The following is a 17585-nucleotide window of genomic DNA, read 5'->3' as shown; positions in this document are numbered from 1 at the left end:
TCAAATAAGGATAAGCTTTTTATGAACGAGAAAAAATTATTCACTGTTTCGTTTTTTATAAATTTTATTTTTTCGATGTTGACGGCTTTGTTATCTTTAATAGTATTTAATATCAACAAAAAAACAGGGGATATAAATATTATTATGATGACATTTATAAGCTCTCTCCTGTTTACGCGTGTTTTTTCAATCGGGAATTTTTTTAAAGGCGAGGACTGAAATTATATTGGGAAGTATACTGTTCACTGCAGGCTGTCTTATTTTGGTAATTGAAAGCAGCAGCATGATTTGGATGTCTATCGGAACAGTTTTATTCGGCATATCTATCGGTTTAGTTCCGCCTGCGATTTTAGTATTACTCAGTGAAAACGAAAATAAGCGTACTTCTAATTTGGGCATATATAATGCTATCGTCGCCATAGCTTCTGTGTTTTCGCCCATTATAGGTGAAAATGTTTATAATACTAATCCCTATTTTCTTTTTGTATCTTGGTCTATATTTGCTTCTATAATGACAATAATTTCGTTATCCTTAAATCGGCAAAAAGTAAATGGCGGCGAAGATTCGGCTTCTAAAATGCTTTATAATTTGAAAAAAGTTTTGTCGAATAAAATATTTCAAATTTCGTTTATTGTGCTGTTATTTTCATCGATATCATACGGTTCAATAATATCTTATTTGCCTATATATTTTAAATCGGTAAATTTATCAATCGGAATATACTATCTCTTTTTTTGGTCAGGATATATTTTAGTTCAGTTTTTTAAACAAATAAACTACAAGTTTAATATGGTGCTTTTTGCATTGTTTTTTATTATAGCAGGCCAAATTTCTCTTGTGCTTTTGGGCGGAACCTTTTTGCTATATTTTTTCGCTTTTATATACGGCTTAGGTTACGGCAGTCTTTTTAAAATGTTTTATGTTGCTATCGGTAGTTTTGAAAATGAAGAAGAGAGAAGTATCGGCTTTTCGATTGTCGGTTTAATTTCATATATAGGAGTCGGGATAGCTCCGGTCTTTTTAATACCTTTTAATACGGGCTGGAGGATGCTTTTTACAGGAAATTCCATTTACAGTATTTCAGCTTTGGTTCTATTTTTATTTTTGGGAAGATCGGCTGTTATGAAAGCTCAATCTTAAAGATGCATTTTAATTAAAAACAAGAAAGGAATACTTATGGTTTATTTTGTAGGAGCGGGTCCGGGGGATCCGGATTTAATTACGATAAAGGGACGCAAGCTGATTGAAAAGGCCGACGTTATCATTTATGCAGGCTCTTTGGTTTCAAAGGCTCATTTGATGTTTGCAAAGCATAATTGCAAAACCTATAACTCGGCTTCAATGACCCTTGAAGAAGTTATCAAGGTTATGGAAGAAAACCGCAATGCCCAAATTGTAAGACTTCACACCGGAGACCCTTCAATTTACGGAGCCGTCAGGGAGCAGATGGATGAACTTGATAAGCTGGGAATAGACTACGAGGTTGTCCCGGGTGTCAGCTCTTGTACGGCAGCGGCGGCGGCAATAAAAAAAGAGTTTACCCTTCCCGATGTAAGCCAGACAGTTATTTTAACCCGCATGGAAGGCCGCACCCCTGTTCCTCAAGATGAAAAGCTGGCAGACCTTGCTGCCCACAAGGCTTCGATGGCGATTTTTTTATCAGTGCAAAATATAGAAAATGTAGTTACGGAACTTCTCAAGGGCTATAAGGATGAGGCGACTCCTGCTGCGGTAATTTACAAGGCAACTTGGGAAGATCAAGAAATAATAACCGGCACCCTCGGCGATATCGCTCAAAAAGTGAAGAAGGCCGGAGTAAACAAAACGGCTCAAATCTTGGTGGGGAATTTTATTGCAGGGGCTTATGAAAGGTCCCGGCTTTACAATCCTAAATTTTCTCACGAATTCAGAAACGCAGAATAATGAAAAAAATAGCTGCCTATTCATTTACCGAAAAAGGAAAGCTCTTGGGAGAAAAATTATCCCGCTTGAATTCCGAAATCGAGCATTTTTATAATGCAAAAACAGCCGGCGGAATCCGCTCTCTTATTCCCGATGATTTTAAAAATAGAGATGCCCTTATTTTTATTTCCTCTACAGGTATTGCCGTCCGCATGATAAGGGATTATATTCAGGATAAAACCCAAGACCCTGCCGTGCTTGTAATCGATGATATGGGACGCTTTGTAATTTCATTGCTGTCGGGGCACTTGGGCGGAGCCAATGCTCTTACCGAAAAAATTGCAAGAGCGATAGGGGCTGTGAGTGTAATTACAACTGCCTCCGACGGCCGCAGCATAGAAGCTGTCGATTTGTTTGCTCAGAAAAATAATTATGCTATCTTGTCCATGGAAGATGCAAAAATAATCACTGCCCTCATGGTGGACGGAAAGGCTGTAGGCTTTTATTCCGAGGATAAGGTGTCTCCCATAAATTACCCTAATCTTTTTGTTTTGCAAGATGAAGATTTTAATTCGAATTTACCGGCCGTAAAATTTACTTCAAATTTACAATCCGTGAAAGAAGAAAAAAAACTTGAAGGCCTTATCATTGTTTCAAATAAAAAAAGAGAAACGGTATCTGCTTTAAGCGGTTCTTTGCCAATGGTACACTTGGTGCCGAAAAAATTTAAACCTTGGGATAGGCTTAAAAAAAGGAGTGAATAAAGAAACCCTTGCCGAGACGGTAAAGCTTGCCCTTGATTCGATAAACAAGGATTTGAAAGCTGTTAAGGCGATAGCCTCGATAGAATTAAAACAAAATGAAAAAGGCTTGCTTGATTTTGCAAAAGAACTAAACATAAGCCCTGTCTTTTTTTCTGAAAGCCAAATAGAAAAAATCGAAGACAATTTTGAAAAGTCAGACTTTGTAAAAAAGACAGTCGGCGTTTACAATGTCTCCGCCCCTTCCGCCTTCCTCCTCGGCGGCAAAATAATTTTAGATAAGTTTAAACATGAGGGTGTCACGGTTTCTGTTGCGGAGGACATGGTGTAAAATTAAGGATGATGGAAAAATCTCTTACAAATATGATCTTTTAAAATCGGTTCGTATATGTTATAATACAAATAACAGGAGGCTGATATGAGTAGTTCAAACCGCAAATACAAAGACTCGGTTTTTGTCGATTTGTTCAGTGAAGACGAAAAAGCTAAAGAAAACTTTTTATCGCTCTATAATGCCTTGCACGGTACCAATCTGCAACTGTCTTGCCCTGTAGAAAATATAAGGCTTGATAATGTTATGTACATGAACATAATCAACGATGTTTCCTGCCTTGTAGATGGTAAAATCATCATATTGGCTGAACACCAGTCCACCATAAACGAAAACATGCCTTTACGCTTCTTACAGTATATAGCAAGGCTCTATGAAAAGCTGCAAGCACCCACAGACAGGTATCTGAGAAAACTGTCAAAAATACCGACACCGGAGTTCTATGTTTTCTATAACGGCAAGGAAGACTACCCTGAAACAGCGGTTTTAAAACTTTCTGATGCTTTTATTACAAAGTCTGAACAGATGCCCTTGGAGCTGACGGTTCAGGTTTTAAACATCAATACCGATAAGGCAAACAAAGTTTTAACGGCGTGCAAGCCGCTTGAAGAATACAGTCTTTTTGTGGACGAGGTAAGAAAGCAAACGCAACTAGACCCTGAAAAAGGCTTTACCAATGCAGTAAAAATATGTATAGAAAAAGGAATCTTAAAAGAATACTTAACGAGAAAATCACGGGAGGTAATCAATATGTTGGTAGCAGAATATGATTATGATACGGATATAGCCGTCCAAAGACAAGAAAGTTTGATGATTGGCATACAACAAGGTATATCTCAAGGCATATCTCAAGGAATCGAACAAGGTTCTTACCAAAAAGCTCTTGAAACGGCTAAAATGATGAAACTAAAGAACTTTGATATAGTTGTGATTAAAGAAATATCAGGCTTGTCTGAACTTGAAATCCAAAACCTTTAGAAATCTTTGATACTGAACATGTTACTGGCAGAATATGATTATGATACGGATATAGCCGTCCAAAGGCAAGAAAGTTTGATGATTGGCATACAACAAGGCATATCTCAAGGAATCGAACAAGGTTCTTACCAAAAAGCTATTGAAACGGCTGCGGCATTTAAAAAACTCGGTTTTGATATCGCTAAAATAGCTGAAGGGACAGGCTTAAGCATCAAAGAAATCGAAGCTCTATAAAAGCAAAAAAACGCCCTTGCAATTTTCCCCTTAATCCTGTATACTGTTGTTATGTTAAAGAAGGCTAAAAGTTATATAGTTTATAAAAAACTTATTAAAAAGCTCTTGACAGAAAAATGCGGAGGCGCTAAAATTCGCAGCCTCGCAGCCTCGCAGCCTCGCAGCCTCGCAGCCTCGCAGCCTCGCAGCCTCGCAGCCTCGCAGCCTCGCAGCCTCGCAGCCTCGCAGCCTCGCAGCCTCGCAGCCTCGCAGCCTCGCAGCCTCGCAGCCTCGCAGCCTCGCAGCCTCGCAGCCTCGCAGCCTCGCAGCCTCGCAGCCTCGCAGCCTCGCAGCCTCGCAGCCTCGCAGCTGAGGCATTCCCATGCTTAAGTAAATTTTTCCGCATAAATACAAACTACTCAAACCACGCCCAAGAACAGAAGGTCTTTCAAAACCGGCCTCTCTGCCCTTGGGCTTTTTTTATATTATACCGTTTAATAAAACCGCAAAGCTCTCCAAGATCTCAAAGGATTATAAAGGAACCTCTTACAACATCTCCCTTAAATTTCTTCGCGTCCTTTGGGCTATTTGTGGTTAAATTAAAAATAAATTAAAAAGGAAGGAAATAGGAATGAAGCAAAGTAAAAGAAAATCATTTTTTGGGGCAGTAAATCTTACTGTATCGGTATTGGCTCTAGGTTTATTGATTGGGCTTTTTACAGGCTGCCCTCCCGGGGTTAAGCCTCCTGAAACGCCAGAAACGGTAACAATCACACTAACAGGCGATGAAAACGTAACTGTAAACGCACCTAACACTCTTGAAGTTACCAAGGGTTCTAAATGGAGCGGGGTAAGGAGTAAGGTAGAGGAAAAAGTAAGCTATAAGCCGGGTTACGAGGCGAAAGGCTTTAAGTTGGGCAGTGCAATCGGAGCGGATTTACAGGATAATTATATATTTAATGAAAACAAAACCGTTTTTGTCCTTTCTAAGCCGAAGGGCGGCAGCATTCAGCCTTCAAGTATCACAATTACGGTAGATGCAGACGAAGGTTACACGCTTGTAAGTCCTTCAAATTTTGAAGTTACAAGCGGTGCAAAATGGGCTGACATTAAGGCACAAGCCCAAGCAAAGGTCAGTCTTAAAGCAGGCTGCACCGCTTTGGAGTGGAAGCTCGGAGGAGCAAGCGGAGCATACTTAGACGGAAATCATACCTTTAATAAAAGCACAACGGTCTTTGCGGTTTCTAAACAAAACGGAGATCCGGAACCTGAAACGGTCGGAATTACGGTACTGGGCGATGAGGGCGTAGAACTTGCTGTAGAAAACACCTTTAAAGCCGACAAGAATGTCGAATGGCAGAACATCAAAGCCGCCGCAACGGGTAAAATCACCGTTAAAGAAAATTGCGAACTTAAAGAATGGCGGCTTACCGATAAAACGGGTCAAATTATTGAGGACAATAACACCTTTACGGAAGATACAACAGTCTTTGCAGTAACAAGACCTAAGAGCTCTCCGATTCCTCAAATAGCAAACTACACTGTGGAACACTGGCAGCAAAACATTGCGGATAACGAGTACACAAAAATAGAAGCGGACACAGAAACAAAGACTGGCAATGCAGGTGAAAATACTGCTGCGGCAGCCAAAACTTATGTAGGCTTTACGGAAAAACCTATTATTCAGAAGAAGATAGAAGCGGACGGTTCTACGGTAGTAAAAATTGAGTATGACAGAAACATTATTACCCTGATGCTAAACTTGGACGGCGGAACTACAACCACGCAGCTTACCGACGGCAACAAGTTAAAAGGAAGATTCGGCTCGCCCGTAACTGTGGCAGAACCTGTAAAAGAGGGAGAAATTTTCGGCGGCTGGGAGCCGGATTTGCCTGATACCTTTCCGGCACAAAACCATAGCGAAGTGTACACAGCTCAGTGGGGTGATAGCTTTATAATTAAAATATCGGGAGATGAACGCACTCAAATACCTAAAAATACTTACATTAAACCAGAGGGTGCTAATACTTGGTCGGAAATAAGTGAACCGTTATCATAAAAGTGCAGACCTAAAAACCCGAAAAATAAAGGAAGGGAAGATATGGTCAAGTACAATAAAGAATTTAAGGAACAGGCACTGCTATTGTCAGATGAGATAGGAGTGAAAAAGGCAGCCGAACAGCTGGGACTCAGTTATTACACGATTGCAGAGTGGAGGAAGGTGAGAAGCCGAAAGGCGAAGGAAGAGAGAATCGCATCGGACAAAACACCGTTAAACGAGAGAGAGCTTGCCATGCAGCGAGAAATACAGGAGCTGAAAAAAGCAAACGAAATACTCAAGGACGCTCTCGGTTTTTTCGTCGTAGACCGGAAGAAGTAAGTACGCAAGGGTTATTCAGCTACATTTTGGAAAATGCAAAAGAGAAAATGTGGTCAATTGTAAAGCTGTGTAGAACCCTAAAGGTGAGCGAAACGGGTTTTTACAAGTGGAAACGGAACCGTACAAAGATGAAACGCTGGCAACTTCTTCTGGTCGAAATACACAAGATTCTTTCACAAGATCCTGAAAACGATAATTATGGAATACAGAGAATGCGATTAGCACTTGAGCAGCGAGGCATAAAAGTTTCTCGCTCGACTATAATCAGAGCGATGAGGAAGGGGAATCTGCTTCATAAGAGCAGAAGAAGCCCTGATGGACTTACCAAAGCCGACAGAAAGGCGCAAAGGCCTGAAAATCTTCTTAAAGGGGACTTTAGCGCAGACGCTCCTAACAAGAAATGGCTGACCGATATAACGCAGGTTCCGTGCAAAGATGGAAAGCTGTATATTGCACCGATGATGGACTGCTTTGCAGGAGAGATAATCGCAGTAGCGATGGACGACAACATGAAAAAAGAGCTTTGTATAAAAGCTCTAAAGGAGGCATATGAATTAAGAAAGCCGGCTGATGGGCTCATACATCACAGTGATGCCGGCTCTCAATACACGAGTGAGGCGTACAAACTTGAGTTGGCTCGCCGTCATGCAATTCAAAGCATGAGCGGTGTGGGAAAATGTTATGATAATGCGAGAATGGAATCCTTTTTTGCGACACTCAAGAAGGAGAAGCTATACCGCATAGATACAACAAAATTGAAAAGGGAAGAAGTAAAGAAAATCGTCTGGAGGTTTATTGTCTACTACAACCGACGAAGGATTACCACAATGAATCCGAAAGGTTATCCTCCTGCGATTTATCGGGAACTGTTTGAAACCGGTTTATCAAAACCGGCAGCTTAAACTATATTTTAGGGAATTTAGGGTATGCACTATTATTGACTTTTTCAAAGAGATAGAGCAAAAGAAAAGGTAATGTTAAAAAGTGAATGGAAAGGAGGAGATTATGCTGTGTACGAGTGGCGGCTTAAAAACGAAGCGGGTGAAAAACTGACGGATGAATACCCTATAAATAAAAGCATAACCGTATACGCCGTAACAAACTATGTCAATTTTAATATTGACAGTACAGGTACTAGAATTATACTTACTTCAGAAGGTAAGGGATATAAAGGCACTAAACCTAAAGGCAAGATAATACTCGGCGATGGTATTATCGAGATAGAAAGCGGAGGTAATTGGAATGGAGCTTTTATTGGCTGTACCGAAATAACTTCCGTAAGCTTACCTCAAAGCCTTATTTCTATAGGCAATAGTACTTTTTCAGGATGTACGGGATTAACAAGTCTAGACCTGCCTGCAAACCTTGTTTCTATAGGTAATGGGGCTTTTTCAAGATGTACCAGCTTAACAAGTGTAGACCTTTCAGGGTGTTCAAGCCTTACTTCTATAGCAGGTGCTTTTTCAGACTGTACCGGCTTAACAAGTGTAGACCTTTCAGGGTGTTCAAGCCTTACTTCTATAGCAGGTGCTTTTTCAGACTGTACCGGCTTAACAAGTGTAGACCTTTCAGGGTGTTCAAGCCTTACTTCTATAGCAGGTGCTTTTTCAGACTGTACCGGCTTAACAAGTGTAGACTTTTCAGGCTGCACAAGTCTTACTGAAATAGGCGAAAAGTTTTTTTACCAGCATACGAACTTACAAAGCATAAAGTTTTCAGGGTGTACAAGTCTTGCTTCTATAGGTAATAATGCTTTTTCAGACTGTACCGGCTTAACAAGTATGGACCTTTCAGGCTGTACAAGTTTTGCTTCTATAGGTGATCATGCTTTTTATAACTGTACCGGCTTAACAAGTCTAGACCTTTCAAGCTTGACACGCCTTACTTCTATAGGCGATGGAGCATTTCGCTACTGTAAGGGGTTAAAAAGTGTAGGACTACCTGCAAACCTAGTTACCCTAAAAGATTGGGCCTTTTCAAGATGTACCGGCTTAACAAGTGTAGACCTTTCAGGCTGCTCAAACCTTACTTCTATAGCAGGTGCTTTTTCAGACTGTACCGGCTTAACAAGTGTAGACCTTTCAGGGTGTTCAAGCCTTACTTCTATAGCAGGTGCTTTTTCAGGATGTATCGGCTTAACAAGTGTAGACCTTTCAGGGTGTTCAAACCTTACCGAAATAGGCGGTGCCTTTGCGTCCTGTTACAGCTTAACAAGTTTAGATCTTTCCGCTTGCATAAACCTAACCGCTATAAATCCTCGGGCTTTTTATTGGTGCATGGAACTAATAAGTGTAACCCTTCCTGCAAGTCCTCTTACTGTTATAGGAGAAAATGCATTTTGTGAATGTACAAAACTAGCAAGTCTAGACCTTTCGGGTTATACAGGTTTTACTACAATAGGAAACGGTGCTTTTTACAAGTGTAAAGGCTTAACAAACCTAAATCTGCCGATAGGTATTACTGCTATAGGTAGTGAAGCTTTTTCAGGCTGTACCGGCTTAGCAAGTCTAGACCTTTCAGGTTATACAAACCTTACCACTATAGGTAGTGAATCTTTTTCAGGATGTATCGGCTTAACAAGTCTAGACCTTTCAGGTTATACAAACCTTACTACTATAGATAATGGTACTTTTTCAGGCTGTAAGGGCTTAACAAACCTAAATTTGCCGATAGGTATTACCACTATAGGTAGTGAAGCTTTTTCAGGATGTACCGGCTTAACAAGTGTAGACCTTTCAGGCTGTTCAAACCTTAGTTCTATAGGCAAGGGAGCTTTTGACTCATGCACAAAAGCAACTGTAAGTCTGCCTATAGATGTTCAGGCAATAGGAGATTTTGCTTTCGGAAGTGATTATGATAGCTGTGAAAAAGTAATTGTTCCGAATTATGAAATATACAGAAAGGTTCTTGATACGTACTATGCTAAAAATAGGATTGAATTTCCCGGGCGTTTTGAAGAAGGAGGCTTCTACTATTCCGACAGTACAAAAACAATTCTGATAGGCTGTACAAATGTCGTATCAGGAAATATCACCATTCCTTCTACAGTTACAACAATAGGAAGATCCGCTTTTATATCCAACTACAGTATAACCGGTGTGAATCTTTCAAGCTGTACAAACCTTACAGTAATTGATAAAAATGCTTTTACCGACTGTAAGTACTTACCAGACATAAGTTTGCCTTCAAACATTACTTCAATCAAACAAGGTGCTTTTGCCTACTCCGGCTTAACAAGCATAGACCTTTCCGGCTTAGCAAGCCTTACCGTTATCGATAAGGCTGTTTTTTACGGCTGTAGGGACTTAGTAAATATAAGTCTGCCTGCAAACCTTACTATGATTGATGAATATGCTTTTTCCGGCTGTACAAAGGCAGAAATAAAATTGCCTATAAGTGTGCAGACAATAGGGAATGATGCTTTCGGGCGGAATGAAGATTCATACTGCAAAAAAGTCCTTATAAAATCGGGTGCCGATTTTGAAAGGATAAAGGCTCTTGTAACGGGTAATCCTTGTAATTATCCCGCAGACAGGGTTGAGTCATACAATTAATAAATTAGTTACTTAATTTAATATTGGATTAAAAGTAAAAAATTGCTGCCGTTTCTTTAAGCTCAAAGTAAAAAAGCTTAGGGAACGGCAGTTTTTTCTACATCTTTTCAAACCCCTCAATAATCTGATATAATACCTTGCCGATGGAAAAAGATAAGTGGAATGCTTTTTGTAAATTTAAAAGCGAGTATAAAACCGAATGTATAAACTACCTTGATATCTTAGGATATAAATATAAAGAACCTTTTTTAGAAAACTGTGCCGCCCAATCTTTTAAAAAAAGAAAATGCTTTATTTTTTAAGGAGGGTTTGGCCAAGCTTCAAGAAGAGGCTGCACGAGCGGCTAAGACTCCTCCCTATCCTGTGGAAACTCCGATAGTGTATAATCACGCTTGGGATTTAATCGGTCAAGATGATGAAATTAAGCTCATCGTCATAGGCGATAATCCGGGGAAAAATGAGCAGCTGCATAAAAATCAAAGGTACCTTGTAGGCCTTGCAGGAAAGATTGCGGATAACTTCTTTAAAAAAAATCCCTCGTTCGGAATCGATTTTAGAAAGAATGTCATTATCCTAAACAAAACGCCCATTCATACTGCCAAGACAAAACAGCTCGATTTTCTTTTAAAAAAAGACGTAGACGGTTCTTTTAAAAAATTTTATGAAGAGACTCAGATTTTTACGGCTCAAAAAACGGCTGAGCTTCAAAAAAAATTGGACTGTCCCATATGGCTTGTAGGCTATAGCGAGCTTAAACCCCGCGGCTTATTTCAATCTTATGCAAACGAAATAAAGAATCTATATAAGGATACAAAAAATCCGCAAATCTATCTTTACCAGCACTTTTCGATGAACAGGTTTTTGATTGACCTAAAAGATAATTATGATCAAAGTATCGGCCTTGAAGAAAACTTATCCCTTTTAGGAATAAGACATCGAAAAGAAATTTTAGATTTTTAATACGGGGGAGTTTTAACACTTATGACTACGAATTTAAAACCGGCTGTAAATTTAAAATCGGTATTTTCCGATAAATCTTTTTTAAAAAACTTATTTATAATTGCCGTGCCCATAATATTGCAAAACTTTATAAGCTCCTTTGTAAATATTTTAGACACAATAATGATAGGCCGACTCGGCACCGTCGAGCTTGCGGCAGTAGGTCTCGGCAATCAATTATTCTTTTTATTGAATTTGATTTTATACGGAATAGGTTCGGGCGGTATGGTTTTTACCGCACAGTTTTGGGGCAAAAAAGATTTTAACGGCTTACAAAAAACATTTGCAATCTCCCTCATTGTTGCAGTTTTTTTCAGTACCCTCTTTACCTTGGCCTGCACTATTTTCCCGAAAGAAATTTTATCCCTCTATTCAAAGGATGCAGCGGTAATCGAAAAGGGCGTGGACTACCTGAGTATTTCTGCCTTTTGTTTTTTGCCCTTTGCCGTGAACTTTATTTTTATGATTACCCTGCGCTCTATCGAAAAGGTAAGAGTAGCGGTTGCGGCAACCCTCGTTTCTCTTTTTGTAAACTTAATCTTAAACGCCGTTTTGATTTTCGGCTTGTTCGGTTTTCCTGCCCTCGGAGTTAAGGGGGCTGCTATTGCAACAGTTGCTTCCCGGGCTGCAGAGCTTTTGATTCTTTTTTCGGTAACAAAGAAAAAGAAATATCCCATACTCGGAAAGCTCAAAAACCATTTTGACTTTGACCTTAAATTTATAAGGCAATATTTTACGATAGTTATGCCTGTTTTAATAAACGAATCTTTATGGTCTTTGGGTATCACCTTTCACCATAAGATATTTGCAGGAATCGGAACCTTTGCCTATGCCTCCTACAATATCACAAACACCGTTTCGATGTTGACATGGGTTATCTTTATAGGCTTCGGAAACGGAGTCAGCGTTTTGATAGGCAAAAAAATCGGAGAGAAAAATTATGATGAGGCAAAAACTTATGCGGCAAAGGTTTCAATCTTTGTTCCCTTTGTTGCAATTTTTGTCGGAGCTATGTTAATTCCGATTTCTTATTTAACTCCCATTTTCTTTAATGTAGAAAAAATAGTCTTAGAAACCGTAATGAAGCTCTTTATAATTTTAGCTTGCTGTTATCCCTTAAAAGCCTTTAATATGTGTATGCTTGTCGGTATTCTAAGAGCGGGAGGCGATACGCGCTTCGGCATAATCTGCGACACGGCAGTTATGTGGTGTGTTTCTATTCCCTTGGCCTACTTCTTATCGGTTTACACCTCTATTCCGGCATGGGGAATTTATATTTGCCTTTTTAGTGAAGAACCCTTTAAGGCCCTTTTAGGCCTTTGGAGAATCCGGTCAGGTAAATGGCTCCGCTCCGTTACGGATTGATCTGTTCAGGCAGTTTTCCATACCTTGCCTGTGCCGTCCGATTTTTCGAGAGAGGGCGTACATTCCCCGTTTACAAAGGCGTAATCGTTTTGCATAGGCTTGTAGCTTTCGATTTTGGCTTGGATGTGTTTAAGCATCTTTTCTCTATCCTTAGGAAGAGAGCCTCTTACCCTAAACTCCAGATAGTCATGGAAGCCGTCATAAAAAATAGGGTAGGCCTCATTGCCTAAAAGCTCGATTAATCTTTTTTCTTCTATAAGATTTTCCGTCTCGCTTGCAGCCTGATATTTTCCCGCCCTTATATCTTTATAAAGCGGAACTTCTTTGTGGAGAAACATCGAAAAATTTACAACACGGATGGGCTTCGTCCTATTTAAAAACTCTGCCGTCGCCTCGGCATTTTCTATGCTTCTGCCTTTTCCGGCTATGCCCGTCATAATGTGTGCCCCGAAAGAATAGCCGTGTTCTTGTATTTTAGAGATTGCCCTTTCGGCCTCGGTCCTTGTGTGATCCTTATTCATAAATAAAAGCACATCTTCCAAGCCGCTTTCTATTCCGATATAAAGAGTTCTAATTCCGTGAGTATATAATCTTGCCAATTCGGCATCGGTTTTTTGCAAAATGCCTGTGATTGTTGCATCCATGTTTATGCAATTACAATCGGGAAAATATTTATGAATTAGATTTAAGATTTTTAAAAGATGTTCCGTTTTTAGATTAAAAGCGCTTCCGTCCCCTAAAAAAATTTTAGAAAGGTTCCCGTTTAAATTTTTTACGCGTATAAGCTCCTCTTCAATTTGCGAAAGAGGCAGTTCCCTATACTTTATACTGCGGAATAAATTACAAAACTTACACTTATTATATGAGCAGCCGACCATTACCGGAAGCATAAAAGAAGACCTTTCCATAGGAGGCCTGCAAATTCTACCTTCATATTCCATAAATATCTCCTCTTAACATTATACCTTCAAAATAGTGTACTTTCAAGATATGATTGAATTTTACCTCGGCTTGTACATAAGGTGTTTTTGTTATATAATTGTAAATAATCCAGGTTGAGGAGGTTTAAGATTGAATTTTTACAGAAAACTGCCTATAGGCGTACAAAGTTTTGAAGATTTACGCAAAAAGAATTTTTTATATGCGGATAAAACGGAATATGTGTTTCGGCTTGCAAATTTCAGTAAGGTCTACTTTTTAAGCCGACCTCGCCGCTTCGGAAAAAGCCTTTTTCTTTCTACACTCGAGGCCTATTTTTTAGGAAAAAAAGAGCTCTTTAACGGGCTGTACATTGAAAAGGCGGAAGAAGAAAGAGCTAAGGCTGAAAACTCGGAACCTTGGATTGAATATCCCGTTCTTTACTTGGATTTTAATATAGGAAAATATGATGAGCCTAATTCTTTAAAAAGCCATCTAAATCTGGCTTTATCTAAATTTGAACAAATATATGGAGCTTATGAACTGGAAGAAGAATTAGCTCAAAGGTTTGCGGGTATAGTCCAGAGAGCCTATGAAAAAACAGGCAGACAGGTTGTTATACTCGTAGACGAGTATGATAAGCCGCTTTTGCAGACAATGGGAGTAAATGAAGCTTTAAACGAAGAATTCCGCAGCACTCTAAAATCTTTTTATTCCGTTATAAAGACTTGCGACAAGTACATACGCTTTGCCTTTTTAACGGGTGTAACAAAATTCAGCAAGATAAGTATTTTCAGCGACTTAAATAACTTGCAAGATATAAGCCTTCACCAAGATTGCTCTGCCCTCTGCGGGATAACACAAGAAGAATTGACGGCCGTTTTTTCTCCCGAAATTCAGGTTTTAGCCGACAAAGAAAAAATAAGCTATGAAGAATGTTTAAACCTTCTTAAAAAAAAGATATGACGGATATCTTTTTGCAAAGGAAGGAAAGAGCGTTTATAATCCGTTTAGTCTTTTAAATGCCTTTTCTGCAAAGGATGTGGGAAGTTACTGGTTTGCAACGGGAACGCCCACATTCTTGGTAAACTACCTAAAAGATGCTCATTATAATATTCCTGACCTTGACGGAAATGTTGAACTTGATGAAGCCGGCCTTGCCGATTACCGAGCCGACACAAAAAACCCTCTGCCGATTTTGTTTCAGTCCGGCTATCTTACAATTAAAGAATATATAAGGGAGGCAGCCCTTTACAGATTAGGCTTTCCCAATGATGAGGTCCGTTACGGCTTTTTTAAAAACCTTTTACCTGACTACACTTCTTTGCGTACCGATCAAACAGCCTCTTCCGTTTGGCGTTTTACGGAAGATGTGAAGAACGGCAACATAGACGGCTTTATGGAAAGGATGCAGTCCATAATTGCCGGAGTCCCCTACGATAATCTTCCTAAAGACAAACTAAAACTTAGGGAGCAAAATTATCAGACTGCCGTTTACCTAATCTTTAAGCTGATGGGGCAATTTGTAGAAACCGAGGTGCACTGTGCCGCCGGAAGAGCGGACTGTATTGTTCACACTGCGGATAGTATTTATATCTTTGAATTTAAACTTGACGGGAACGGAAGTGCGGAAGATGCAATAGCACAGATAAAAGAAAAAGGCTATGCTGCACCTTTTAAATCAAGCGGTAAAAAAATAGTCTTAATCGGTTCCTCCTTTGACAAAAAGGAGCGCACCATAAAAGACTGGAAATATGAAACTTTTGATAACCAATAAATTTTAAAGGAATTAAAATTGAGTAAACTATTTGTTGTAGGTATCGGCCCCGGCGGGCCGGAACAGATGTCGGTTCAGGCTGTCGAAGCCTTAAAAGAATCCGAAATAATCGTAGGCTATTCTGGCTATATTGAATATGTAAAACCCCTTATCGAAGGAAAGGAAGTTTTTCAAACCGGAATGACAGGCGAAATTGAAAGATGCAAGTATGCGGTTTCAAAAGTAAAAGAAGGAAAAACCGTAAGCATTATAAGCACGGGAGACGCCGGGCTTTACGGAATGGCAGGCCCCATCTTGGAGCTTGCTCCCGATTTAAATGTCGAAATAGTTCCGGGCATCTCCGCCGCCTTTGCTGCGGCTTCACGGCTGGGTGCTCCCCTGATGCACGATACGGCTCTTATCAGCCTTTCCGACAGGCTCACCGATTACGAGGTTATAAAAAAAAGGCTCAAGCTGGCAGCCGAGGGCGATTTTGTAATAGCTCTTTACAATCCCAAATCTAAAACTCGAATCCGTTATATCGAAGAAGCCGTAAATATAATCTTAAAATTCAGGTCTCCTAAAACGCCTGCGGGCATAGTAAAAAATGCCTGCCGTAATAATGAAGAAGTTATTGTCACCGAGCTTCAAAAAATAAATTACGATGAAATCGATATGTTCACCCTCATCATCATCGGGAACAGCAACACCTATATTCAAAACGGAAAAATGATTACGCCCCGAGGATATAAGATTAAATGATCTGGATTATAGGCGGAACTACTGAAGCCGGAAGCCTTGCGGATTTTTTAAAAGCAAAAAATGAGCCCTATATAATGAGCGTTGCAACGGAAGAAAGCAGGGATTTTTTTAAAAACCATAAACTTAAGGTCGGCAGAATGGATGCCCTTCAAATGGAACAATTTTGTATTGAAGAAAAAATAAACCTCATTGCCGATTTAAGCCATCCTTATGCCCTAATCGTTTCTCAAAATGCAAAAAAAACCGCACAAAATTTGAACATAAAATATTTGCGCTTTACCCGCGGAGCTTCTCAATCCTCAACCGATTTTGACCAAAGCAATTTTTATACCTTTGATGACATGGAAGGCCTTTGTTCATTTTTAAAAGAATTAAAATCTTCTGTTGTTTTTTTTTACGACAGGCTCCAAGACCCTTGCCGATTTTGAAGTGTACCGCTCCTCAAACCGCTTTGTATATAGAATTTTACCCACGGTAGACAGCATCGAAAAATGTAAAAATGCGGGAGTAGCGACTCAGGACATAATAGCCATGACAGGCCCATTTTCTCAAAATTTAAATGAAGCTATGTTTAAAGAATACGGAGCTTCCTATATTGTGATGAAGGACAGCGGAGATGCCGGAGGCACAAGGGAAAAGCTCGCAGCCTGTGAAGCTCTAAATATAATAGCCTTAATTCTCGGACGCGGAAAAGAAGAGGGCATTAACGAATTTGAAGAATTTAAAAATGAGGTTTTAAAATATGGACATGCTTAGGATAGAAAATTTAAGCCTTTCCTACGGAGAAAAGCATGTTGTTCAAAACCTAAACTTGAGGGTTAAAAAGGGGCAGGTGGTTTCGATAATCGGGCCCAATGCTTCGGGAAAGTCCACCATTTTAAAAAGCATCGCAGGAATTATAAAACCCGTTTCCGGCAAAATCTTTATCGAAGAAAAAGACATCTCAAAAATGGATTCCAAAAAACTCGCCCAAAAAGTTTCTATACTATTACAGCAAAATAAAAACCCTGACGATATAAGCATCGAAGAATTGGTTTACTTCGGCCGTTATCCCCATAAAAAATGGTTTGAGGGCTTTGAAGCTTCCGATAAAAAGATAATAGAAGAAGCTATGAAGCTTACAAATACCTTTGCTTTGCGGGACAAAACCTTGGAAACACTGTCCGGCGGCGAAAGACAAAGAGCTTGGATAGCCATGGCCCTTGCCCAAGAGCCGGATATTCTTTTATTCGATGAGCCTACGACCTATCTGGATTTGGCCCATCAGATAGAATTCTTGGAGCTTGTAAACCGTTTAAACAAGGAAACGGGGGTTACGGTAGTCTTGGTTCTTCACGATTTAAATCAAGCAGCCCGTTACGGCAACTACCTTTTTGCAATGAAAGAGGGTAAAATTTTTGCACAAGGCAATCCCGAAGAGGTACTGAATCCTCAAAATATTTTAAGTATCTATAAGATAGAGGCTGATATCATCAATAGACCCGACAGATTGGTCGTAATTCCGAGATAATGCATAGATAAACGCCGCTGCAATCTGGTTTACAAACTATGGAGAAATATGAGAGTGGAAAAATGTTTAATTTAATCTAAAATTATGGAATTACGGACTTGAAAAACATGATTTTTTGAGGTAGTATTTGGACGGGTTTAATGTATGTTAGAACG

Annotated in this window: 13 protein-coding genes and 5 pseudogenes; 16 read left to right on the top strand and 2 right to left on the bottom strand. The window is 39.6% G+C overall.

The features are described 5' to 3' along the window. Positions 1-21: 21 nt before the first annotated feature. From E4O00_RS11335 to E4O00_RS11305, 6 genes and pseudogenes are all read left to right on the top strand, one after another. On the top strand, positions 22-219 hold the full coding sequence (locus tag E4O00_RS11335) for a hypothetical protein (protein WP_253677469.1): 198 nt from the start codon (positions 22-24) through the stop codon (positions 217-219). Positions 220-226: 7 nt separating this feature from the next. After that, on the top strand, positions 227-1141 hold the full coding sequence (locus E4O00_RS11330) for an MFS transporter (protein WP_253677468.1): 915 nt from the start codon (positions 227-229) through the stop codon (positions 1139-1141). 36 nt (positions 1142-1177) lie between these two features. Continuing rightward, complete coding sequence (gene cobM, locus E4O00_RS11325) at positions 1178-1924, top strand: precorrin-4 C(11)-methyltransferase (RefSeq protein ID WP_253677467.1); 747 nt, start codon at positions 1178-1180, stop codon at positions 1922-1924. Next, positions 1924-2995: pseudogene (cbiG, locus tag E4O00_RS11320) on the top strand (cobalt-precorrin 5A hydrolase). Before cobM ends, cbiG begins: the two are co-directional and overlap by 1 nt. Before the next feature lie 87 nt (positions 2996-3082). Continuing rightward, entirely contained in the window at positions 3083-3973 is an 891-nt protein-coding gene (locus E4O00_RS11310; RefSeq protein WP_253677464.1) for an Rpn family recombination-promoting nuclease/putative transposase, read from the top strand. Positions 3974-4000: 27 nt separating this feature from the next. Further along, positions 4001-4207: pseudogene (locus E4O00_RS11305) on the top strand (hypothetical protein); the annotation flags it as partial. Between the two features lie 127 nt (positions 4208-4334). On the opposite strand, the gene E4O00_RS11300 reads toward E4O00_RS11305, so the two are convergent. Then, positions 4335-4592 (bottom strand): hypothetical protein, encoded by a 258-nt coding sequence (locus tag E4O00_RS11300; RefSeq protein WP_253677462.1) that lies wholly within the window; start codon positions 4590-4592, stop codon positions 4335-4337. Positions 4593-4817: 225 nt separating this feature from the next. Here E4O00_RS11300 and E4O00_RS11295 point away from each other — a divergent pair, with 225 nt between their 5' ends. The 6 genes and pseudogenes from E4O00_RS11295 (at position 4818) to E4O00_RS11270 (ending at position 12484) form a co-directional block, all read left to right on the top strand. Next, positions 4818-6245 carry a hypothetical protein gene (locus tag E4O00_RS11295; RefSeq protein ID WP_253677461.1) on the top strand — a complete coding sequence of 476 codons (1428 nt, stop codon included), beginning with the start codon at positions 4818-4820 and terminating at the stop codon, positions 6243-6245. 42 nt (positions 6246-6287) lie between these two features. Next, complete coding sequence (locus E4O00_RS11290) at positions 6288-6566, top strand: transposase (RefSeq protein WP_210121237.1); 279 nt, start codon at positions 6288-6290, stop codon at positions 6564-6566. A 26-nt stretch (positions 6567-6592) separates the two neighbouring features. After that, positions 6593-7468, top strand: a complete 876-nt coding sequence (locus E4O00_RS11285; protein ID WP_253677158.1) for an IS3 family transposase — start codon at positions 6593-6595, stop codon at positions 7466-7468. A gap of 72 nt (positions 7469-7540) precedes the next feature. Then, on the top strand, positions 7541-10120 hold the full coding sequence (locus tag E4O00_RS11280; RefSeq protein WP_253677460.1) for a leucine-rich repeat domain-containing protein: 2580 nt from the start codon (positions 7541-7543) through the stop codon (positions 10118-10120). A 143-nt stretch (positions 10121-10263) separates the two neighbouring features. Continuing rightward, a pseudogene (locus E4O00_RS11275) lies at positions 10264-11080 on the top strand (hypothetical protein). A 21-nt stretch (positions 11081-11101) separates the two neighbouring features. Further along, a complete protein-coding gene (locus E4O00_RS11270; protein ID WP_253677458.1) occupies positions 11102-12484 on the top strand; it encodes an MATE family efflux transporter in 1383 nt (460 codons plus the stop codon). Between the two features lie 5 nt (positions 12485-12489). Here E4O00_RS11270 and E4O00_RS11265 read toward each other — a convergent pair whose 3' ends face one another. Continuing rightward, on the bottom strand, positions 12490-13425 hold the full coding sequence (locus E4O00_RS11265; protein ID WP_253677457.1) for a radical SAM protein: 936 nt from the start codon (positions 13423-13425) through the stop codon (positions 12490-12492). A 130-nt stretch (positions 13426-13555) separates the two neighbouring features. Between E4O00_RS11265 and E4O00_RS11260 the strand changes: the two are divergent. The 4 genes and pseudogenes from E4O00_RS11260 to E4O00_RS11240 all read left to right on the top strand — a co-directional run bounded on the left by E4O00_RS11260 (position 13556) and on the right by E4O00_RS11240 (position 17430). Then, positions 13556-15179: pseudogene (locus tag E4O00_RS11260) on the top strand (ATP-binding protein). A gap of 18 nt (positions 15180-15197) precedes the next feature. Beyond that, positions 15198-15920 carry a precorrin-3B C(17)-methyltransferase gene (gene cobJ, locus E4O00_RS11255; RefSeq protein ID WP_253677456.1) on the top strand — a complete coding sequence of 241 codons (723 nt, stop codon included), beginning with the start codon at positions 15198-15200 and terminating at the stop codon, positions 15918-15920. Next, a pseudogene (gene cobK, locus E4O00_RS14335) lies at positions 15917-16676 on the top strand (precorrin-6A reductase). The gene cobJ and the pseudogene cobK overlap by 4 nt, the downstream one beginning before the upstream one ends. Then, positions 16663-17430 (top strand): ABC transporter ATP-binding protein, encoded by a 768-nt coding sequence (locus E4O00_RS11240; protein ID WP_253677453.1) that lies wholly within the window; start codon positions 16663-16665, stop codon positions 17428-17430. The pseudogene cobK and the gene E4O00_RS11240 overlap by 14 nt, the downstream one beginning before the upstream one ends. Positions 17431-17585 lie beyond the last annotated feature (155 nt).

The organism is Treponema sp. OMZ 788 (assembly GCF_024181245.1).
In the GTDB taxonomy this organism is placed as follows: domain Bacteria; phylum Spirochaetota; class Spirochaetia; order Treponematales; family Treponemataceae; genus Treponema_B.
The sequence above is the reverse complement of the archived record's forward strand: the minus strand, read 5'-3'. Positions and strand labels throughout refer to the sequence as shown.